This window comes from Pseudomonas sp. LBUM1643 (assembly GCF_059716215.1).
This window is the reverse complement of the sequence record NZ_CP166813.1, coordinates 4,330,956-4,350,782: the sequence shown is the minus strand read 5'-3', so window position 1 is coordinate 4,350,782 and position 19,827 is coordinate 4,330,956. Positions and strand designations below refer to the sequence as shown.

The window sequence follows — 19,827 nt, the reverse complement described above, 5'->3', positions numbered from 1 at the left end:
CTGCTCGCGATAGCGTTGAATCAGTCAACTCAGGTGTTGAATGTCATACCGTCATCGCGAGCAGGCTCGCTCCTACAAGGTTCGTGGCGTCTCTGTTATTGCTGGTGTGCGTGGCAGTCGTTGATTGCCGCACGTTCCTTTCCACCAAGGATGTTGAACAGCAGGTTCAGCGTCAGCGCACTGAGGGTCGCCATGGCGATCCCGCTGTGGGTGATCGGGCTCATCCACATCGGCAGGTGGGCGAAAAACTCCGGACGCACCACCGGGATCAATCCCATCCCGATGCTCACCGCCACCAGCAACTGGTTGCGGCGATCGCCGATATCGGCTTCCTGGAGAATCTTGATCCCGGTCGCGGCGACCATGCCGAACATCGCGATCGCGGCGCCGCCCAGTACCGCAGGCGGAATCGAGGCCACCAGGAACGCGGCTTTCGGCAGCAGGCTCAAGACGATCAGCAAGCCGCCGGCGACGATGGTGACCGAACGGCAACGCACGCCGGTCATCTGCACCAGGCCGATGTTCTGAGCGAAAGAGGAGTGGGTGAAGGTGTTGAAGAAACCGGCGACGAACGAGGCGCCGGCATCGCAGAGCAAGCCGCGACGCAGCATGCGCGGGCAGACTTCCTGGCCGGTAATCTTGCCCAGTGCAAGGAACATCCCGGTGGACTCGACGAAGATGATCACTACCACCAGGCACATGGAGAGGATCGGCGCGAGTTCGAATTTCGGCATGCCGAAATGCAGCGGGGTGACGAACTGCAACCAAGGCGCCTGGGCCATGCCGCTGAGGTCGACCATGCCCAGCACACCACAGAGCACGTAGCCCAGGCACATGCCTATCAGCACGGAGATGTTCACCCAGAAACCGCGCATAAAGCGATGCACCAACAGAATGGTGCCCAGCACCAGTGCGGCGATGGTCAGGTAAATGGGGGAACCGAATTGAGTGGCACCAGCACCGCCACCGGCCCAGTTAACGGCCACGGGGAACAGCGATAAACCGATCGAGGTGATGACCGTGCCGGTCACCAGAGGCGGGAAGAAACGAACGACTTTGGACATGAAAGGCGCGATGATCATGCCGAAGAACCCGGCGGCGATGGTCGCGCCGAAGATCCCTTGCAGACCGATACCGGGCATGCCGGCCATGGCGACCATGCTGCCGACGGCGGCGAAACTGGCGCCCATCATCACCGGCATTCTTATTCCCACGGGGCCGATGCCCATGGATTGCACGATGGTGGCGATCCCGGCGACCAGCAGGTCGGCGTTGATCAGGAAGGCGATTTCTTCACGACTCAGGCCAGCGGCCTGTCCGATGATCAGCGGCACCGCAATGGCTCCGCCGTACATCAGCAGAACGTGTTGCAGCCCGACCAGGATCAATTGCAAAAGGGGCAAACGCTGAATAGCGGGTGCGTCGGGGATGCGCGCTTGGGATAGCTCGGACATGCAACACCTCGGATCTTTTTTATTCTTGTGATTGAACAGCTGCCGGGTTGCTCGCAGCTGTTTCTTTGCATCATTGATATGTGTGGCTAGAGGTGTTTTGTGGCGAGGGGATTTATCCCCGATGGGCTACGTAGTAGCCCCAAATCCTGCAACCGCGTCCATCAGGCAGATGGCAATTGCAGGCTTTGCGACGGCTGCGCCGCCGATCGGGGATAAATCCCCTCACCACAGGTAAATCCTCAAACCAGGTAAATCCATTCACCTCAAAAGCCCGCTCGGCGCAGGCTTTCGTGTTGCTTAGTTGGTCGACGCTCCCTGCACAATCCAGGCACCGATCAGGTCACGTTCCTGCTGGGTCATCTGGGTGATGTTGCCCAACGGCATGATCTGGCTGGTGACCGCTTGCGCCTGAATGCGCGGGGCGTTCTGGCGGATCTGCTCGGGGGTATCGAACATCACGCCACCGGGTGCTGCACTGAACAGCGGGCTGGTCGGTTTGGCCGAGTGGCACACCGCGCAACGTTCCTGAATCACGCTGTGCACCTTGTCGAAACCAGGGCCCGCATTGGACGCTTGAGCCGGTGCGGTAGCAGGGGCCTCGGCAGGTTTTGCTTCAGCCGGTTTCAAGCCACCGCCCACTGCTGTTTCCGGCAGTGGCTGGTACTCGATGGTGCCAGCAGACTTGGCGACTTCAGGTGCACTCGGCATCTGCGCAGGACCAGTCACGTACGCCAGGCTGATCATGCCGACGGCTGCAACCGGGAGGGTCCAGGCGAACTTGTGGCTGTCGTGACGGGTGTTGAAGTAGTGACGCACCAACACCGCCAGCACCGCGATCCCGGCCAGGATCAGCCAGTTGTATTGGCTGCCATAGGTGCTCGGGAAGTGGTTGCTGATCATGATGAACAGCACCGGCAAGGTGAAGTAGTTGTTGTGACGCGAACGCAGCAAGCCTTTGGCCGGCAATGCCGGATCGGGCGTGCGGTTCTCGGCAATCGCCGCCACCAGTGCACGTTGCGCCGGCATGATGATGCGGAACACGTTGCCGACCATGATGGTGCCGATGATCGCGCCGACGTGCAGGTAAGCACCACGACCGCTGAACACTTTGCTGAAGCCGTAAGCCGCGCCGATGATCAGGACGAACAGGATGAAACCGAGCAGGGCAGGGCGTTTGCCCAGGGCCGAGTCGCAGAGGAAGGAGTAGATGAACCAGCCGATGAACAGCGAGCCGATACCGATGGCCACGCCTTCAGGACCGCTCAGGGTGCTGCCGGGAGCCAGCAGGTAGAGCGTCGGGTTGGAGTAGAACACCACGCACAGCAGCGCGATCCCCGATAGCCAGGTGAAGTAGGCTTCCCATTTGAACCAATGCAGGTTGTCCGGCATGGTCGGTGGGGCCAGTTTGTATTTTTCCAGGTGATAGATACCGCCGCCGTGGATCGCCCACAAATCACCTGCCAGACCACTTTTCGGGTTGACCCGATTGAGGTTGTTTTCCAGCCAGACGAAATAGAACGACGCGCCGATCCAGGCCACGCCAGTAATCATATGAACCCAGCGCACGCTCAGGTTCAGCCATTCAAACAGATGTGCTTCCACAGTCTTTACCTCTCGCCTGTCACTCTGTTGTCGAGTGATCAGACCTTCTCTTATTGGTGGGGGGCGAGGATCAAACGCTCATCCTCTTTGAAAAAATGCTCATCGCAGTTATTGCCTGTGCCACTGCGATCAACCACCAGGAAGTCATCCCGCTTTTCGATCGTCAGCACCGGATGGTGCCAAACGCCGCGATGGTAATTAATGCCCTGCCTGCCGTTGGTGACGAAGGCGCGGACCAAGCCTGATACAGGTTCATCGCCAACTGGCGCGACCACGATCAGAAAGGGGTTGCCGAGCAGCGGAATGAAAGCCTGGCTGCCCAACGGGTGACGCTCCAGCATGCAAACGGTCAGCGGCATGTCCTGCGCGTCGGCGCGGAAGATGCTGATGATCGCGTTGTCTTCTGGCTTGGCGGTTTCCACCGTCGCCAGTTTATGGAAGCGCATGGTCGAACCGTTGTTGATCATGAAGTGATCGCTGCCATCGGTTTCGATCACGTCACCGAAAGGGGCGAAGGCTTCTTTAGTCAGCGGTTCAATCGTCAATGTGCGCATGCTGTTCTTCTTACCTTGAATTCGTTGTTGTCTGTTCTATCGCAATCGCTAGCAGGCTAGCTCCCACAGTTGGAATGCGTTCCCCTGTGGGAGCCAGCCTGCTGGCGATCGGGTTCAGCGCTTATTTAGCGACCTTGCCGAGAACGCGCAGACGACTCACACCACCATCCGGGAACACGTTCAGGCGGATGTGGGTGATCGGGCCCAAAGCCTTGATCTGCTCGGCGAAGGTGTGTTCGGCGTGCATTTCCAGTTTCTGTGCCGGCAACAGCTCACGCCAGAACAGCGATTGGGTTTCGATCTGGCTGTCGGTACCGCCCTTCACGAACGCGCCCTGGATCGAGCAAGTGTCCGGGTAGTTGCCTTTGAAGTGCAGGGTGTCGACGACGACTTTCTCGATCTCGCCGGCATGACCCAGTGCGACGATCACCCAGTCATTGCCAGGTGTGCGACGACGTGCGGTTTCCCAGCCATCGCCCATGTTGATGCCACGGCCCGGGTTGAGGATGTTGCTCATGCGACCGAAGTGTTCGTCGGAGCAGGCGAGGGCGCGGCCACCGTTCAGGGCTGCAGCCAGGTCCACTTGCTCGTTGTCACCCACAGCGGACCAGTCGCGGAACGGAATACCGTAAACGCGCAGACGGGCCACGCCACCATCCGGGTAGATGTTGAAGCGCAGGTGGCTGAACGACTGGTCGTTATTGATCTCGTGGTAGTGGTGGCTGTTGCCCTGCAGCTCGACGGCCGACAGCACTTCAGTCCACTGGGTGTTTTCGTCCGGCTCGCCCGAGGCCAGGAAGCAGGCTTCCAGGGAGGCCGACGGCGGGAAGTTGCCGGTGAAGAATGAAGTGTCGATGTCCACGCCTTTGATCGAGCCCGGAACGCCCAGGCGGATCACCGCGCTGTCGTAACCTTCGAAGCGCTTGCGGCGCGACTCCCAGCCGTCCATCCACTTGCCGTTGTCATCGAACACGCCCTCCTTCCATACGGCCGGGGTCGGCTGAAACAGACGATTGGCGTCTGCAAACCAGTCATCGGTGACCGAGATGATTTTGGTGCCCAGGCGGGCGTCGGCCAGGTTGACGAACTTCTCGAAAGGTACGGCGTAAGCTTTCATTCTTCTTGTCTGCCTTTAATAAGTTGGCTTGGGATGCTTGCAGTGTCCTGAGTGTTTTCGCGTTTGGAACACTAGGGCAAGGCTCGCTATAGGGTCAGTAATCGGAACAGGGCGATCTTGTTGATCTCCGCCAGCGCGCATTTGAATTCGGTGTCTGCCGAGTTGTGAATGCGCGTTTCGAACGCCGCGAGGATCTGATGCCGGTTGCTGCCTTTTACCGCCATGATGAAGGGAAACTTGAACTTGGCCTTGTAGGCGTCGTTCAGCTCGGTGAAGCGCTGAAACTCTTCGGCCGTGCATTGGTGAATACCGGCGCCAGCTTGTTCATTGGTGCTGGCTTCGGTCAGTTGGCCCTGGACGGCAGCTTTGCCGGCCAGGTCCGGGTGAGCGTTGATCAGGGCCAGCTGGCTTTCGTGATCAGCACTCAACAGGATGTCGCTCATGCGCTGGTGCAGGGTTTCGATCTGGTCGATCGAAGGGTCCTGGCCCAGGTCGAAAGCCTTTTCGGCCACCCATGGCGAATGTTCGTAGATGTCGGCGAAGGCGGCGACGAACGCGTCGCGGCTCAGGGTCGATGGCTTCAGCGTTTTGAAGGTGCTCATTTTACAGCCCCTTGGTACGGGTGGGTTTCGTGCCAGTGGCGCGCAATGTCGACGCGGCGGCTGAACCACACCTGTTCATGACTTTTAGCGTATTCGATAAAGCGCTTGAGCGAGGCCAGGCGCGCCGGACGGCCGATCAGGCGGCAGTGCAGACCGATCGACAGCATCTTCGGTGCTTCTGCGCCTTCGGCGTACAGCACGTCGAACGCGTCCTTGAGGTATTCGAAGAAATCGTCGCCCTTGTTGAAACCCTGGACCTGGGTGAAGCGCATGTCGTTGGTGTCCAGCGTGTACGGAATCACCAGGTGCGGCTTGCCAGTCGGGTTGTTGGGTTCCCAGTAGGGCAGGTCGTCGTCATAGGTGTCGCAGTCGTAGAGGAAACCGCCTTCTTCCATCACCAGGCGACGGGTGTTCGGGCCGGTGCGGCCGGTGTACCAGCCCAGCGGGCGTTCGCCGGTGATTTCGGTGAGGATGCGGATCGCTTCGAGCATGTGCTCGCGTTCCTGGGCTTCGTCCATGTACTGGTAGTCAATCCAGCGATAGCCGTGGCTGCAGATCTCGTGGCCGGCGTCGACCATTGCGCGGATCACGTCCGGGTGGCGTTGTGCGGCCATGGCCACGGCAAAGACGGTCAGCGGAATGTCGAATTCCTTGAACAGTTTCAGGATCCGCCAGACACCGACACGGCTGCCATACTCGTAGAGCGATTCCATGCTCATGTTGCGCTCGCCTTGCAAAGGCTGCGCCGAGACCATTTCCGACAGGAAGGCTTCAGATTCTTTATCGCCGTGCAGAATGTTGCGCTCGCCACCTTCTTCGTAATTGAGTACGAAGGACAAGGCGATGCGGGCATTGCCCGGCCAGTGTGGGTGCGGAGGGTTACTGCCGTAACCGACCAGGTCGCGTGGGTAGTCAGCGCTCACTGCAGTCTTCCTTCTTGTTCGTGGCATATCAATGTCAGGTAGATGTGGCGTGCCTGTTAGTGAATGACAGGCTGGCGTCACAGCGATGGGCTGATTGTATACAACTTTATATCCACTTTGTAAGCCTGAATTTTCGCATTTTTCATTGACTGTCATCAAAGGATGCTACTGCAAGAAACCTGCCTGACCGGTCAGCTAATGGATGGAAGGTCCGCTGATCCTATGGTTTGGCTGTCTATGCATCACAAAATTTGCAATGGCGTTGTCGGATGGAAAAATGTCGTTTTTATTGTGTACAATTTTTTTGAAAAGTGTCTTAATCAATCGCTCGCCGCAGCGTTTCGTGCTCCGAATCGGTGCGGTCTCCTTTACAACTGACTTCGGGAGGCGCGAGGCCTGACTGCTCTTGGCAGGCAGGCGCGCAGAATCAATGGGACGTTTGACTACACACGTTTTGGACGCTGCACACGGTTGCCCGGGCAGCTCGATCAAGGTCGAGTTGTACCGCGTTGAAGGCTCGCAGCTGGAATTGGTCGCCAGCGCGATAACCAACAGCGATGGCCGTGTCGATGCACCGCTGCTGCAAGGTGATGATTACCGTACCGGGGTTTATCAGGTTCAGTTCCATGCGGGCGATTACTATCGCGCCCGTGGTGTTCAGTTGCCGGAGCCGGCCTTTCTGGATGTGGTGGTGCTGCGGTTTGGCATCTCTGCGGAGCAGGATCACTACCACGTACCGCTGCTGATTTCGCCGTACAGCTATTCCACGTACCGCGGCAGCTGATCCCCCAAGCAGCTGCCTCAACCTGGAAGCGACTGCGCATATAGCTTCTTTGGTCTTTCGCCCGCTCACACTGCGGGCTTTTTTTTGCCTGCGGGAAAGTCAAAAGATCGCAGCCTCGTTGCACTCGACAGCTCCTACAGGGGATTGCATTTCAAATGTAGGAGCTGCGGAGTGCAACGAGGCTGCGATCTTTTGATCTTTCTATGCTTAAACGGCATAACAGCGACGCAGCCCCAACGCCTGCAGTAAACCCCAATCCTCTGTAGGAGCTGTCGAGTGCAACGAGGCTGCGATCTTTCGATCTTTCTATGCTTGAACGGCATAACAGCGACGCAGCCCAGCGCCTGCATTAAACCCCAATCTTCTGTAGGAGCTGTCGAGTGAAACGAGGCTGCGATCTTTTGATCTTGCTTTGCTTAACGGCTTAGCGGCTCAACAGCGACGCCGCACCCGCCCCACTGAACAGGCCGGCACTCACCCGGTTAAACCAACTCTGCCCCTTGCCGCTGCGCAGATAACGCGCGGCACCGTGGGCTCCCAGCCCGTAAGCCAGCTTGCACAGCAGATCCAGCACCGTCCACGTCGCGATCATCACCAGCAACTGCGGCAGGAACGGTTGCTCGGCGCTCAGGAACTGCGGCAGGAACGCGGCGAAGAACAGAATGTCTTTCGGGTTACTGGCACCCAACACAAACGCGCGCCCGAACAGCGCGCGAAAGCGCGGAACAGCCGCCGCCTGGGGCACTTCAGCGCCCACCGAAGGCTGTCGCGATTGCTGCCAGCTCTGCCAGGCGAGGTAAAACAGGTACAGCGCGCCGACAATCTTCAGCGCGCTGAACAGCTGTTCCGAGGCCAGCAGCAACGCGCCCAACCCCAATGCCGAAGCACTCAACAAACAGATCGACGCAATCACACCGCCCAGGAACGCCGGGTAAGAACGACGCAGACCGTAATTCAGACTGTTGCTGATCATCAGCAAAGACAGTGGCCCCGGGATCAGGATCACTACCAGCGCAGCGCCGCTGAACAGCAGCCAGGTTTCCAGACTCATCACTTTCCTCCATTTGTGCAAAAGCCCCACCCGACGGGGTGAGGCTTGTTCGAAACGCTTTATGCGTAACGGTTACAAGTAAACAAACTTGGCGATGAAGATCGCGCAGAGCACCCACAGGCTGACGGAAATTTCCTTGTGCTTGCCGGTGAAAGCCTTCATTACCACGTAGGTGATAAAGCCGAGCGCGATGCCATCAGCGACCGAGAAGGTCAGGGGCATCATGATCGCCGTGACGATTGCCGGGATGCTGTCGGTGGCTTCGTCCCATTCGATGTGCTTCATGCCGCCCATCATCAGCATTGCGACATAAATCAGCGCGCCAGCGGTGGCGTAGGCGGGGATCATGCCGGCCAGCGGTGCGAAGAACATCGCGGCAATAAATAGCACACCTACCGTCACTGCGGTAAGACCAGTCCGACCACCCGCAGCCACACCGGCGGCACTTTCTACGTAGCTGGTGACCGGCGGTACGCCGACCATGGCGCCGAACACGCTGGAGGCACTGTCGGCCTTCATGGCTTTGGATACGTTTTCGATACTGCCGTCCGCGTTCACCAGATTGGCGCGCTGGGCAACGCCCATCAGGGTGCCGGCGGTGTCGAACATGTGCACGAAGAGGAAGGCCAGTACCACGCTGACCATGCTGACGTTGAAGACGCCGGCGATGTTCATCGCCATCCAGGTCGGTGCCAGGCTCGGCGGGGCCGACATGATGCCCTCGTAGTGCACCAGGCCCAGGCCCCAACCGGCCAGGGTCACGGTGATGATGCTGATGAGGATCGCACCGAAGACTTTGTGGTAACTGAGCACGGCAATCATCAGGAAGCAGATGGCGGCGAGCAGCGGGCCGGGCTCGCTCAGGGAGCCAAGCTTGATCAGGGTAGCCGGGCTATCGACGACGATGCCTGCGGTTTTCAAACCGATCACCCCGAGGAACAAGCCCACACCCGCGCCCATGGCGTAGCGCAAACTCACGGGGATGCTGTTGAGCAGCCATTCGCGAATCCGGAAGAAGGTCAGGATCATGAACAGCACGCCGGACACGAACACCGCGCCAAGGGCGGTTTCCCAGTTGTAGCCCATGGTGCCGACCACGGTGTAGGTGAAGAAAGCGTTCAGTCCCATGCCCGGTGCCAGGCCCACCGGCCAGTTGGCGTAAAGGCCCATCAGCAGGCAGCCCAGCGCAGCGGCGATGCAGGTGGCAACGAACGCGGCGCCGTGATCAATCCCCGCATCGGCCATGATGTTGGGGTTGACGAAGATGATGTAAGCCATGGTGATGAAGGTTGTCAGACCGGCAATCAGTTCGGTCTTCACCGTGGTGCCATGCAAGGTGAGTTTAAAGATGCGCTCCAGCCAGCCATTAGGCACGGGCGGCGAGAGATCCAGCGTCGATGCTTCGGATTTGCGGCTTTCCACAGCGAGTACTCCTCAAGAGTTTTATTGTTATTTCCAGGACCGGACCCATGAGGGCGGCAGCGGTCCTTTGAGGCACTTGCGAATTTGTTGACCGCTTGGTCAAGAACTCGCACGAAGTGGATTATGCTTTTGTGTACAAATAAAGCAAATATTGTTTTTGATTTTGTAGACGAAAAGTTTGGTGATAGGGATATATGGCCTTCGAGGGCCCCATCGCCAGCAGGCTGGCTCCCACAGAATTTGTGTTCACCACGGATCACTGTGCCCCCCAACAGGATGGATCCCACAGGGATTAGGTGCAGCACAGATCACTGTGCTCGCATCGCCAGCAGGCTGGCTTCCACAGGATTTGTGTTCACCACGGATCAGTGTGGGAGCCAGCCTGCTGGCGATGGGGGCAGAATATTCAATCAACAGTCTGACTTTTCCCAAGCGCCAGATTCACCGCCAACCACCCATCCACCGCCGCCTCTCCAGCCTCGGCAAATACCCGCTCCAGCAACTTGACCTGCTCACGCCGCAGTGACTGCTCGAAACGCGCGCCATCCTCGGTCAATTCGAGCAACCGCTTACGCTTGTCTGTCTCGGAGGCGACGCTGTCGACCAAGTGCATTTCCACCAATTGACGCAGCGGCATGTTCAACGCTTGCTTGGTCACACCCAACAGTTCCAGCAGTTCCTTGACGCTCAGGTTCGGATAACGGGCGATGAAAAATACGATGCGCTGATGCACTCGACTCAGGCCGCGCCGCTCAAGCATTTCGTCAGCCTTGGCGGTGAACGCTTGATAGCCGAAGAAAAACGCTTCCATGGCCTGTTGCTGAGTGGATGGGTTTTTAAGGTCAAGCATATTGACGTATCCGTTCGGGGTGTCGTAATTTCGGTCAACCAGTTTGACTCATTTTCCTCAGGCCTCGCTACCGGTGACCCCCATGGCTTTTTCCGAACGTGTCTCGCGCCTTAAAAGTTCTCTGATCCGTGAAATCCTTGCCGCTGCCCAGCGCCCCGAAGTGATGTCGTTCGCGGGCGGCTTGCCGGCTGAGGCGATGCTGCCGAAAGTCGAATGGGCCGACATGCCGGTGGCCATGGGGCAGTACGGCATGAGCGAGGGGGAGCCAGCATTGCGTGAAGTGTTGGCTGCGCAAGCGCGCGCCTTGGGCGTACCGTGCGAAGCGAGCCAGGTATTGGTGGTCAGCGGTTCGCAGCAGACCCTGGACCTCGCGGCCAAGCTGTACATCGACCAAGGTACTGAAATCCTGCTTGAAGCGCCGACCTACCTCGCCGCGCTGCAGATTTTTCAGTTGTTCGGGGCAGACTGCATCACGGTTCCGCTGGAAGCCGATGGACCCAACCTGGCGACATTACGCAGCCGTCTGGAAAAACACCGTCCGGCTTTCATCTACCTCATCCCGACGTTCCAGAATCCTTCAGCGGTTCGCTACAGCGAAGCCAAACGTGATGCCGTGGCGGCGTTGCTCGATGAATTCGCCGTCACGCTGATCGAAGACGAGCCGTACCGCGAGCTGACTTTTGATGGCGGTAGCGCTACACCGATTGTCAGTCGTTTGAAGAAAAGCAGCTGGATCTATACCGGCACCGTGTCGAAAACCCTTCTGCCGGGGTTGCGTGTCGGTTACCTGATTGCCAGCTCGGATTTGTTCCCGCATTTGTTGAAACTCAAGCAATCGGCTGACCTGCACACGAATCGGGTAGGGCAGTGGCAGGCATTGCAATGGATCGGCACCGAGAAATTCCAGCACCATTTGAGCGAGCTGCGGGACTTCTATCGGGTTCGAAGAGACGCGTTCCAATGGGCACTGGAAACCCATTTTTCCGACCTGGCAGACTGGAATGTGCCGCAGGGCGGGTTGTTTTTCTGGCTGACGCTCAAGCAACCGCTGGACACCCGCACGTTGCTCAAGAACGCGCTGGCGGCAGATGTGGCGTTCATGCCGGGGGAGCCGTTTTTCCCTGAGCCGGACAATCATCCGGGGCATTTGCGACTGAACTTCAGCCATATCGATCCGGCACGGCTCGATGAAGGGCTCAAGCGTTTGGCGGGGGTGGTGCGCCAGGCACTGATGGAAAAAGCCGCTTGAGATACGAATAAACCGGATCAGGGGCCGGTTTTTTAATCAACAGTGACTGGGCTGTCCTCATCGCCAGCAGGCTGGCTCCCACAGGTTTTGTGAGCGCCGCTAATCCACTGTGGGAGCCAGCCTGCTGGCGATGGCGTCAGTCAGCGCACCGCATATACATCAAGCCGCCGCAAACCGCTTGTCCAGATAATCAATGATCACCTTGGACTCATACATCCAGGTGGTCTGGCCATTCTCTTCAATGCGCAGGCACGGCACTTTGACCTTGCCGCCCTGTTCCAGCAGCGTCTGGCGATCCTGTTCGTTGTTCTTCGCATCGCGCAATGCGACCGGAACATTCAGGCGGCGCAGGGTACGGCGAGTTTTTACGCAGAACGGGCACGCGTGGAATTGATACAGGGTAAGGCCCTTGGCTGCGGTGTTGACCTGAGCCTGAACTTCGGCCGGGCGCTGTTTTTTGCCGGGGCGAGTAATGAAGTCGATGAAGATGATCAGTTGGCCTAAGCCGACACGAAGCGCTTTTACGAACACGGTATAAGCCTCACAGGGGCGAGCGGAAGGCGCGCAGCTTACCTGATTTTTCACAGACGAAAAAAAACCGGCGATGAATACCGGTTTTCTTCGTGGTGCGAATTACTTGATCAAGCTGAGAAACTCGCTGCGGGTCGCCGCGTTTTCGCGGAACTCACCCAACATCACCGAAGTGATCATCGACGAATTCTGTTTCTCCACACCGCGCATCATCATGCACATGTGCTTGGCTTCGATCACCACGGCAACGCCCAGGGCGCCGGTGACTTCCTGTACGGCATCAGCGATCTGACGGCTGAGGTTTTCCTGGATCTGCAGGCGACGGGCGTACATATCGACAATCCGCGCGACTTTCGACAGGCCCAGTACTTTGCCGCTCGGAATGTAGGCGACGTGTGCCTTGCCGATAAACGGCAGCAAATGGTGTTCGCACAACGAGTAGAGCTCGATGTCCTTCACCAGCACCATTTCGCTGTTATCGGAGCTGAACAAGGCACCGTTGGTGACTTCTTCCAGCGTCTGTTCATAGCCGCGGCAGAGGTACTGCATGGCTTTGGCGGCACGCTTTGGCGTGTCGAGCAGGCCCTCGCGGGAGACGTCCTCGCCCAATTGGCCGAGAATCGCGGTGTAATTCTGTTCCAATGTCACAGAGCTTTATTCCGTATAGGTTCTAGAGGGGTACGGTTTCTGTCTGTACCAATTTTGTACCAATCAGGCGTTGCTCCAGCTTCCCGGCTCCGCTTCAGTCTTGTCTGGAGTCGACCGCCGGTTATAAGTCGTCAGCAGCATTTGCACGCTGTGGCCGAGCTGATTCGCAATGAACCCGAGGTTCATGCCTGTCATTGGGCACATGGTAGCGTAAGTGTGCCGGCAGTTGTATTGCCGTCTGGCTCTGATGTTCAGAGCGAGCACTGCCGTCATGAAGGGTTTGCAGTTGTGCTGGCCTGATAACGGGGAGGGGCGCTGATCAAGTTTCCAGTGTTTTCTCAAGTGCCTGGTCGAAAATCACCGGGCCCGAGTCGGTTTCGCCCAGCAAATCCTGTGGATTGAGCAACGGGCATGCACCCATGGTCAGGCAGCCGCAACCGATGCAACCTTCAAGGCTGGTGGACAGCTTGGTCAGTTGCTCGATCCGTCGTTTCAGAGAGGAAGCCCACGCTTTCGATACCATTTCCCATTCCTTGGCTGAAGCTTTGCGATCATGGGGAATGGGTTCAAGCGCTGTCTTGATCTCCGCCAGTGAAATCCCGCTGGCTTGCGCTATTCGAATAATCGCGATCCGACGAAGCGTGCCGCGAGCATAGACCCGATGATTGCCGGCTGTGCGCTTCGACCCTAACAAGCCTTTGGACTCATAAAAATGCAGCGTGGAAACGGACAAGCCACTGCGTTTTGCGACTTGGCCCACGCTTAGATTTTGATGGTCGGTGACTTTTTCCTTCATGGCTGTCGAGCTCAAGCAATATTGAGGTTTCAAAGCCTACTCATCGCATTCAAGAAAGACAACAACAGCCAGAAGCGCGCGTGAAGCGGCAGCATTACTCGTCGCGACCTTCCATCATGGTTCGTTTAAGCATCACGTACACCGCCCCGGCGCCGCCATGTCTGGCCTGGCACGAGGTGAAGCCAAGAACCTGTGAATGCTGGCGCAGCCAGGTGTTGACGTGACTTTTGATCATCGGGCGCTTGCCGTCCAGACGCACGGCTTTGCCATGGGTGACGCGCACGCAGCGGATTTCGAATTTGGTGGCTTCTGCCAGGAAGGCCCAGAGCGTTTCCCGGGCTTTTTCCACGTTCATGCCGTGCAGGTCGAGGCTGCCTTCGAACGGAATCTGTCCGACCTTGAGCTTGCGCATCTGGCTTTCCTGCACGCCGTCGCGTGCCCACATCAGCTCGTCTTCCGGTCCGACGTCGATCACGAACTGATCGGAGAGCCCGTCAACGGTGGTGGCATCGGTGCGCACGGTGGCGGCCTGACGCAGTTTGGCAATTTGCGCGCGGTCGGCTTTGGGTTTGCCGGTTTCGGCGCGATCGTGCTTGATCGGCTTGACGCCTTGGATCGCACTTTTGAACAGGGAAAAATCGTCGTCTTGCATGTCAGCCTCCGCGAAGGGCGGCCAGTTTACCCAAGTCCAGGCTTCAGCCATACAAATGAAGGCCCGCCGTCAGGTCAGGCCTCCAATTCAGTCGTGTTTTTTCATCAAGTGCGGAGACATGTTGAGTTCACGGGATTGGCGAGAGCGACGCCGGCATCGGCGCCACAGCCAGACACCGATGTACAGCACGAACAGGCCAACCGCCAGGATGATTGCCGACCCCAGCGGACTTGCATTCAGTTCGCCGAGTGCCGGCGGACGGCCGAGCAGGCTCGCTGCACCGGCCATGGCGAGTAACACGCCGCACATGGCAAGCAACGCCGCAAACGCTGCGCCGAATCGAAAACGCCAGTTGCTTTGGCCTTTGGGCCGCAAGCGGCGAGCGTCAAAACCATCGGATAACTTCATTCCGACCTTCCTCAATGGGTATCGGCCCTTCGACCGGGAGTTGTCCGGGATGTTCCTGAGGCTAAGACAATTACAGCTAATGAGAGGCTTTTGCGGATGAGCGGCGATGTTGGCCGCTCATCGAGCGTGGATCAAATCAGTTCGTGCGTCAGCGCGAGGGTGGCGAAGTTGTCCGCCATGATCGCCATCTCGGTCTGCTGCACATGCTCGGCGCTGAGCACTCCTCCCTTGTAGGGTAGATCACGGGTGGCGCAGGCGTCTTCAACCAGGGTACAGCGAAAGCCCAGGTTTTTCGCCGCACGCACGGTGGTGCTGACGCTTGAATGGCTCATGAAGCCGCAGACGATCAGGTCCAGTGACCCCAGGTTCTGCAGGCGATCCAGCAGTTCCGTACCGTGGAAGGCACTTGGCAGCAATTTGCCGATGATCGTTTCGTCGACCTGTGGCTCCAGCCCCGGGATGAACTCGCCGCGCTCGCCCTGTGGGTCGAACAACCCACCGACAGTGCCGAGATGGCGGACATGCACGATCGGCCGACCGGCTGCACGGGCAGCGGCCACCAGTTGCTTGATGTTCGCGACGGCAGCATCCATGCCGACCAGGGCCAGCGGGCCGCTGAGGTATTCTTTCTGGGCATCGATGATCACAAGCGTCGCGTGACTCAGATTGGCTGCTGCATAACCGCGGCCGCTGAGTTGAAACATCGTTTTTGGAACGGACATTCTGGGGCTCCTTCGGGTGGGGCTTTTGCGACATTGTCCTCTGGCTGAGCGCTTCTGTGAATCGCTACCATCGTAGAGGCCGTCGTTGTTGGCTCGTAGCCTTGTCAAGTGGCTCGTATTGTTCAATAGCCGGCTAGAAAAACAGAAAAATCCTACAACTGCCCCTGTATTTTTACGGCGTCGTCGTGATGCGTTTTGGCTGGTAGAATCGCCAGTCGTTTTTTCTGGAGTTTGCCCCCCGTGATCACTTCCCGACTTCGTACCCTGCGCGACCATATCCGTTGGGCCGTCAGCCGCTTCCATGGGGAGGATCTTTTTTTCGGCCATGGGACCGACAACGCCTGGGACGAAGCCCGTCAACTGGTGTTGGGTGCCTTGCACTTGCCGTGGGAAATGGCTGACAGCTACCTAGATTGCGCGCTGGAAGACGATGAGTTGGTCAACTTGCAGCGTTTGCTCAAGCGTCGTATCGAAGAGCGCATTCCGACTGCCTATCTGTTGGGCGAGGCCTGGTTCTGTGGCATGTCGTTCATCGTCGACGAACGCGTGTTGATCCCGCGTTCACCGATTGGTGAGCTGATCGAAAAACGTTTCGAACCCTGGCTGGCCGCCGAGCCCGCACGCATTCTGGACCTGTGCACCGGCTCTGGCTGCATCGGCATCGCCTGTGCGTATGAATTTCAGAACGCCGAAGTGGTATTGGCCGATCTGTCTTTCGAAGCGCTTGAAGTCGCCAACCAGAACATCGAGCGTCACGGCGTCGATGAACGTGTGTACACCGTGCAGGGCGACGGTTTTGACGGGTTGCCGGGTCAGCGTTTCGACCTGATCGTGTCAAACCCGCCTTATGTCGATGCGGAGGATTTTGCCGACATGCCGGACGAGTACCAGCACGAACCGGAACTGGGTCTGGCCTGCGGTGACGATGGTTTGAACCTGGTACGTCGCATGCTCGCCGAAGCCGCGGATCATCTGACCGAGAAGGGTTTGCTGATTGTCGAGGTGGGTAACAGCCAGGTTCACGTCGAGGCACTGTACCCGGAAGTCGATTTTGCCTGGCTTGATTTCGAGCGCGGTGGGCATGGGGTGTTCATGCTCACGGCAGAGCAGTGCCGAAACCATCAGGCAGTGTTCGCCTCCCGCGTCTGACCTTGATCTATGTGGCGGGGGTGCTTGCTGTGGCAGGGGAACTTGCTGTGGCGAGGGAGCTTGCTCCCGCTCGAGCGCGAAGCGGTCGCAAAACAGGCCGCCGCGGTTTAACTGCAAGATTGTGTACTCAGGTTTGAGGGCTGCTTCGCAGCCCAGCGGGAGCAAGCTCCCTCGCCACAGCAAGCTCCCCTGCCACAGCAAGCACCTTAGCCACCGTCAGTCACTGGCCAAGCCTCAGCGCTGCGTAGCAATCCAGATCAGCAATCCCGCCTGAAACATCGCAAACGCCACCAAACACGTAATGGTGAACCGCAGCGCCGCATCTTCACGCATGTACTTGCTGACTTTTTCTTCGTGTTTCTTGAGTTTCACTTCCTGCTCGGCCAGGTTGTGCTCGGCTTGCTGAAGCATGTGCGCCGCTTCGATAACTTCCACCACCTGAAGCTTTTCGCGGTTCCAGTCTGCTTTCAGGTCACCGACCCGCACGTCTTTGACGCTGCCCTTTAGATGCTGGGCATCGGCGTACACCACTTCAAAACCGTGGCCCTTCAGAAAGTAGTCGCGACGCAAGCGAGTGTCCTCGTTCAGCGCGTCCTTGTTGTTCAGGTCCGTGCCGTCGATGGTGTAGCCAGACCAGCGTTTCTTCGCCCAGTTAATTGCGTGGGCGGCCATGAAACGGCCGATACCACGGTTCATCGGTTCAATCTGCAAGCCGCTGTCAGGTCCGAAATCCACGGTTTTGTCGACGTGATCGACCCACACATCCAGATGATTCTGTTCCTTGCGTACGCGCTGACCGGGCAGGGTGATGGTCATGCGCATCAGGCTGCGCTCCTTGTCGTGGCGTTCGGCGTAACCGAATTCGACAAAGCGCAGAGGGCGTCCACCGGTGTTGCGATCGGTCTGCAACGGCGCCAGGCGGAGCATTTTCTGGTGCTCGACGTGCACATCCGCCCACGGCAGCTCAACCGCCGGCGGTGCCTCTTGTTCAGCAGGGGTGTCGGGTGAAGTCGGGGTGTCGGTCATAACGGCGAGATCCTGTCCAAGCTCTGCTTGTCGCCAGTCTTGGCGCTGGCGACAAAGGCTTATCGGCCGTTTTTGTCAGGACTGGAGGACAAAAAGAGCTTAACTGGTGCGAAGTCCGTCAATAAACCCGAGGATTCGTGCGCCCAGTTCGGCGGCCAACGGCAATTGCGGGTCTTTGTAAGAGGCCAGCTGCCGTTTTACATCGTTGGGCACGATGCGCATCACGTGGTTCATTCCTTCAATCAGCGCCAGTTCAGCGTCCGGTTTGGCCGCCTTGAGCAACCTGGCGTCGCCGACACCCACTTGAATGTCGTTGCTGCCCTGAATGATCAACGCCGGCATCTTGAGTTTGGCGAAGGCCGCCGCCGGATCCTGGCGGAACAACGAAATCAGATACGGCTGCACACTCGGGCGGAAAATCACCTGCAGCTGCGGCGGCACGTTGTCGTCGGTCTGGCCGGCCTTGAGGCTGTCGAGCAATTCATTGGCGCGCAACATCAGCGGTGGCGGCAGGCGATTGCTCAGTTGCTGGCGCAATACCTGATCAATCGGGCGAGCGCTGCCGGACATGGAAATCACCGCTGCCGCATCAACGCTCGGCGCAGCGAGGGTGGCGATCAACGCACCTTCGCTGTGCCCCAGCAGGATCAACTGGCCAAATCGAGGGTCGTTTTTAAGTTTCTGGCCCCACGCTTGCGCGTCGGACACATAGCCTTCCACCGACAGATTACGTTCGTCCGGGGCGGCGGCCAGGCTCGCTGCCACGCCGCGCTTGTCGTAACGCACGCTGGCAATATTGTGCTTGGCGAGTACCCAGGCCAGGCGTTTGAGGCTGTCGTTGCGCCCACCGTCGGGATTATTGCCGTCGCGATCCGTCGGACCGGAGCCGGAAATAATCAGGACGACGGGCACGGGCGTGTCGGATTTGGGCAGAAGCAGCGAGCCGAAAAGCTCGCCGTGGCCGGTGTCGAGAGTGATCGGGCGTTGCAGGACAGTGGCCTGGGCAAAGCCGGTAAACAAGGTAAGACTCAAGGCTAGAACTCGCAGCATCATCACGCCATCATTCACGAAGATGCCGGTTGGACTCGCGGGCACCCATAAGGTTCGAGGATGAACTACTTGGGTAGCCTGCGTATACTGGCGCGCATTACGTATTCAGGTTCATTTCACGGAGCGTCCTGCATGTCCGGCAATACCTACGGCAAGCTGTTCACTGTCACCACCGCTGGCGAAAGCCATGGTCCGGCGTTGGTCGCCATTGTCGACGGCTGCCCGCCGGGTCTGGAAATTTCCCTTGAGGATTTGCAGCGCGACCTCGATCGCCGCAAGCCCGGCACCAGTCGCCACACCACCCAGCGCCAGGAAGCCGACGAAGTCGAAATCCTCTCCGGCGTGTTCGAGGGTCGTACCACCGGGTGCGCCATCGGCCTGCTGATCCGCAACACCGACCAGAAGTCCAAGGACTACTCGGCGATCAAGGACCTGTTCCGCCCGGCTCACGCCGATTACACCTACCACCACAAATACGGCGAGCGCGATTACCGCGGCGGCGGTCGCAGTTCGGCGCGGGAAACCGCCATGCGTGTCGCTGCCGGCGCGATTGCCAAGAAGTACCTTGCCACCCAGGGCATTGTCATTCGTGGCTACATGAGCCAGCTCGGCCCGATTGAAATCCCGTTCAAGACCTGGGATTCGGTGGAGGAGAACGCGTTCTTCAGCCCCGATCCGGACAAGGTCCCGGAGCTGGAGGCTTACATGGACCAGTTGCGCCGGGATCAGGATTCGGTCGGTGCGAAGATCACCGTGGTTGCTGAAGGCGTCATGCCGGGCCTCGGCGAGCCGATCTTCGACCGTCTCGACGCCGAACTGGCCCATGCGCTGATGAGCATCAACGCCGTCAAAGGCGTGGAAATCGGCGCCGGATTCGCCAGCGTCGCTCAACGCGGCACCGAACACCGCGATGAGATGACCCCTGAAGGTTTCCTCAGCAACAACGCGGGCGGCATTTTGGGCGGCATTTCCTCCGGTCAGCCGATCATCGCGCACCTGGCGCTCAAACCTACGTCCAGTATCACCACGCCGGGCCGTTCGATCGACGTGCATGGCAATCCGGTAGACGTCATCACCAAGGGTCGCCACGACCCATGCGTCGGCATCCGCGCCACGCCCATCGCTGAAGCGATGATGGCCATCGTGCTGATGGATCACCTGCTGCGCCACCGCGGGCAGAATGCCGATGTGCGAGTGAGCACGCCGGTGCTGGGTCAGCTTTAATGGCTGACCTCTC

The 19,827-nt window shown here is 58.6% G+C and carries 21 protein-coding genes; 4 read left to right on the top strand and 17 right to left on the bottom strand.

The window, feature by feature from the left end:
• Positions 1–95 precede the first annotated feature (95 nt).
• The 6 genes from ACA063_RS19575 to puuE all read right to left on the bottom strand — a co-directional run bounded on the left by ACA063_RS19575 (position 96) and on the right by puuE (position 6,252).
• Positions 96–1,454: a nucleobase:cation symporter-2 family protein gene (locus ACA063_RS19575; RefSeq protein ID WP_497663009.1), complete on the bottom strand. Its 1,359-nt coding sequence runs from the start codon at positions 1,452–1,454 to the stop codon at positions 96–98.
• A gap of 297 nt (positions 1,455–1,751) precedes the next feature.
• Positions 1,752–3,056, bottom strand: coding sequence for a urate hydroxylase PuuD (locus ACA063_RS19570; RefSeq protein WP_497663008.1), 1,305 nt, complete (start codon positions 3,054–3,056; stop codon positions 1,752–1,754).
• Between the two features lie 50 nt (positions 3,057–3,106).
• On the bottom strand, positions 3,107–3,610 hold the full coding sequence (locus ACA063_RS19565; RefSeq protein WP_162437492.1) for an ureidoglycolate lyase: 504 nt from the start codon (positions 3,608–3,610) through the stop codon (positions 3,107–3,109).
• A gap of 121 nt (positions 3,611–3,731) precedes the next feature.
• Positions 3,732–4,727: an allantoicase gene (gene alc / locus ACA063_RS19560; RefSeq protein WP_162437491.1), complete on the bottom strand. Its 996-nt coding sequence runs from the start codon at positions 4,725–4,727 to the stop codon at positions 3,732–3,734.
• An 86-nt stretch (positions 4,728–4,813) separates the two neighbouring features.
• Entirely contained in the window at positions 4,814–5,329 is a 516-nt protein-coding gene (gene uraD, locus ACA063_RS19555; protein WP_497663007.1) for a 2-oxo-4-hydroxy-4-carboxy-5-ureidoimidazoline decarboxylase, read from the bottom strand.
• Positions 5,326–6,252: an allantoinase PuuE gene (puuE, locus tag ACA063_RS19550; RefSeq protein WP_497663006.1), complete on the bottom strand. Its 927-nt coding sequence runs from the start codon at positions 6,250–6,252 to the stop codon at positions 5,326–5,328. Before puuE ends, uraD begins: the two co-directional genes overlap by 4 nt.
• Before the next feature lie 430 nt (positions 6,253–6,682).
• On the opposite strand from puuE, the gene uraH reads away from it, so the two are divergent.
• Entirely contained in the window at positions 6,683–7,036 is a 354-nt protein-coding gene (gene uraH / locus ACA063_RS19545) for a hydroxyisourate hydrolase (RefSeq protein ID WP_008031462.1), read from the top strand.
• A 424-nt stretch (positions 7,037–7,460) separates the two neighbouring features.
• Here the strand turns inward: uraH and ACA063_RS19540 are convergent, their stop codons facing one another.
• From ACA063_RS19540 to ACA063_RS19530, 3 genes are all read right to left on the bottom strand, one after another.
• Complete coding sequence (locus ACA063_RS19540) at positions 7,461–8,087, bottom strand: LysE family translocator (RefSeq protein WP_162437488.1); 627 nt, start codon at positions 8,085–8,087, stop codon at positions 7,461–7,463.
• Positions 8,088–8,159: 72 nt separating this feature from the next.
• Positions 8,160–9,509 (bottom strand): NCS2 family permease, encoded by a 1,350-nt coding sequence (locus tag ACA063_RS19535; protein ID WP_497663005.1) that lies wholly within the window; start codon positions 9,507–9,509, stop codon positions 8,160–8,162.
• A gap of 406 nt (positions 9,510–9,915) precedes the next feature.
• A complete protein-coding gene (locus ACA063_RS19530; protein WP_162437486.1) occupies positions 9,916–10,359 on the bottom strand; it encodes a MarR family winged helix-turn-helix transcriptional regulator in 444 nt (147 codons plus the stop codon).
• Positions 10,360–10,441: 82 nt separating this feature from the next.
• Here ACA063_RS19530 and ACA063_RS19525 point away from each other — a divergent pair, with 82 nt between their 5' ends.
• Positions 10,442–11,608 (top strand): aminotransferase-like domain-containing protein, encoded by a 1,167-nt coding sequence (locus ACA063_RS19525; protein WP_497663004.1) that lies wholly within the window; start codon positions 10,442–10,444, stop codon positions 11,606–11,608.
• A gap of 159 nt (positions 11,609–11,767) precedes the next feature.
• Here ACA063_RS19525 and ACA063_RS19520 read toward each other — a convergent pair whose 3' ends face one another.
• From ACA063_RS19520 to ACA063_RS19495, 6 genes are all read right to left on the bottom strand, one after another.
• Positions 11,768–12,139, bottom strand: a complete 372-nt coding sequence (locus ACA063_RS19520; protein WP_162437484.1) for a glutathione S-transferase N-terminal domain-containing protein — start codon at positions 12,137–12,139, stop codon at positions 11,768–11,770.
• Between the two features lie 102 nt (positions 12,140–12,241).
• Positions 12,242–12,787, bottom strand: coding sequence for a GTP cyclohydrolase I FolE (gene folE, locus ACA063_RS19515; protein WP_162437483.1), 546 nt, complete (start codon positions 12,785–12,787; stop codon positions 12,242–12,244).
• 319 nt (positions 12,788–13,106) lie between these two features.
• A complete protein-coding gene (soxR, locus tag ACA063_RS19510) occupies positions 13,107–13,583 on the bottom strand; it encodes a redox-sensitive transcriptional activator SoxR (RefSeq protein ID WP_497663003.1) in 477 nt (158 codons plus the stop codon).
• Between the two features lie 94 nt (positions 13,584–13,677).
• Positions 13,678–14,235, bottom strand: a complete 558-nt coding sequence (locus ACA063_RS19505) for a Smr/MutS family protein (RefSeq protein WP_162437481.1) — start codon at positions 14,233–14,235, stop codon at positions 13,678–13,680.
• Between the two features lie 87 nt (positions 14,236–14,322).
• Entirely contained in the window at positions 14,323–14,643 is a 321-nt protein-coding gene (locus ACA063_RS19500; protein WP_162437480.1) for a hypothetical protein, read from the bottom strand.
• Positions 14,644–14,774: 131 nt separating this feature from the next.
• On the bottom strand, positions 14,775–15,365 hold the full coding sequence (locus ACA063_RS19495; protein WP_497663002.1) for a cysteine hydrolase family protein: 591 nt from the start codon (positions 15,363–15,365) through the stop codon (positions 14,775–14,777).
• A 240-nt stretch (positions 15,366–15,605) separates the two neighbouring features.
• Here ACA063_RS19495 and prmB point away from each other — a divergent pair, with 240 nt between their 5' ends.
• A complete protein-coding gene (gene prmB / locus ACA063_RS19490; RefSeq protein ID WP_194692378.1) occupies positions 15,606–16,514 on the top strand; it encodes a 50S ribosomal protein L3 N(5)-glutamine methyltransferase in 909 nt (302 codons plus the stop codon).
• A 234-nt stretch (positions 16,515–16,748) separates the two neighbouring features.
• Here prmB and ACA063_RS19485 read toward each other — a convergent pair whose 3' ends face one another.
• Together ACA063_RS19485 and ACA063_RS19480 are read right to left on the bottom strand one after the other, a co-directional pair.
• Positions 16,749–17,540, bottom strand: coding sequence for a hypothetical protein (locus tag ACA063_RS19485; protein ID WP_497663001.1), 792 nt, complete (start codon positions 17,538–17,540; stop codon positions 16,749–16,751).
• 99 nt (positions 17,541–17,639) lie between these two features.
• Positions 17,640–18,593, bottom strand: a complete 954-nt coding sequence (locus ACA063_RS19480) for an alpha/beta hydrolase (RefSeq protein WP_497663000.1) — start codon at positions 18,591–18,593, stop codon at positions 17,640–17,642.
• A 129-nt stretch (positions 18,594–18,722) separates the two neighbouring features.
• Between ACA063_RS19480 and aroC the strand changes: the two genes are divergently transcribed.
• Entirely contained in the window at positions 18,723–19,814 is a 1,092-nt protein-coding gene (aroC, locus tag ACA063_RS19475; protein WP_497662999.1) for a chorismate synthase, read from the top strand.
• Positions 19,815–19,827: the final 13 nt, after the last annotated feature.

Coding starts and splice junctions, on each gene's coding strand:
- ACA063_RS19480 (WP_497663000.1), bottom strand. CDS start 18,593: ATGATGCTGCGAGTTCTAGCCTTGAGTCTTACCTTGTTTACCGGCTTT.
- ACA063_RS19500 (WP_162437480.1), bottom strand. CDS start 14,643: ATGAAGTTATCCGATGGTTTTGACGCTCGCCGCTTGCGGCCCAAAGGC.
- soxR (WP_497663003.1), bottom strand. CDS start 13,583: ATGAAGGAAAAAGTCACCGACCATCAAAATCTAAGCGTGGGCCAAGTC.
- ACA063_RS19495 (WP_497663002.1), bottom strand. CDS start 15,365: ATGTCCGTTCCAAAAACGATGTTTCAACTCAGCGGCCGCGGTTATGCA.
- ACA063_RS19575 (WP_497663009.1), bottom strand. CDS start 1,454: ATGTCCGAGCTATCCCAAGCGCGCATCCCCGACGCACCCGCTATTCAG.
- uraH (WP_008031462.1), top strand. CDS start 6,683: ATGGGACGTTTGACTACACACGTTTTGGACGCTGCACACGGTTGCCCG.
- ACA063_RS19530 (WP_162437486.1), bottom strand. CDS start 10,359: ATGCTTGACCTTAAAAACCCATCCACTCAGCAACAGGCCATGGAAGCG.
- alc (WP_162437491.1), bottom strand. CDS start 4,727: ATGAAAGCTTACGCCGTACCTTTCGAGAAGTTCGTCAACCTGGCCGAC.
- ACA063_RS19565 (WP_162437492.1), bottom strand. CDS start 3,610: ATGCGCACATTGACGATTGAACCGCTGACTAAAGAAGCCTTCGCCCCT.
- ACA063_RS19505 (WP_162437481.1), bottom strand. CDS start 14,235: ATGCAAGACGACGATTTTTCCCTGTTCAAAAGTGCGATCCAAGGCGTC.
- ACA063_RS19540 (WP_162437488.1), bottom strand. CDS start 8,087: ATGAGTCTGGAAACCTGGCTGCTGTTCAGCGGCGCTGCGCTGGTAGTG.
- ACA063_RS19525 (WP_497663004.1), top strand. CDS start 10,442: ATGGCTTTTTCCGAACGTGTCTCGCGCCTTAAAAGTTCTCTGATCCGT.
- aroC (WP_497662999.1), top strand. CDS start 18,723: ATGTCCGGCAATACCTACGGCAAGCTGTTCACTGTCACCACCGCTGGC.
- uraD (WP_497663007.1), bottom strand. CDS start 5,329: ATGAGCACCTTCAAAACGCTGAAGCCATCGACCCTGAGCCGCGACGCG.
- ACA063_RS19485 (WP_497663001.1), bottom strand. CDS start 17,540: ATGACCGACACCCCGACTTCACCCGACACCCCTGCTGAACAAGAGGCA.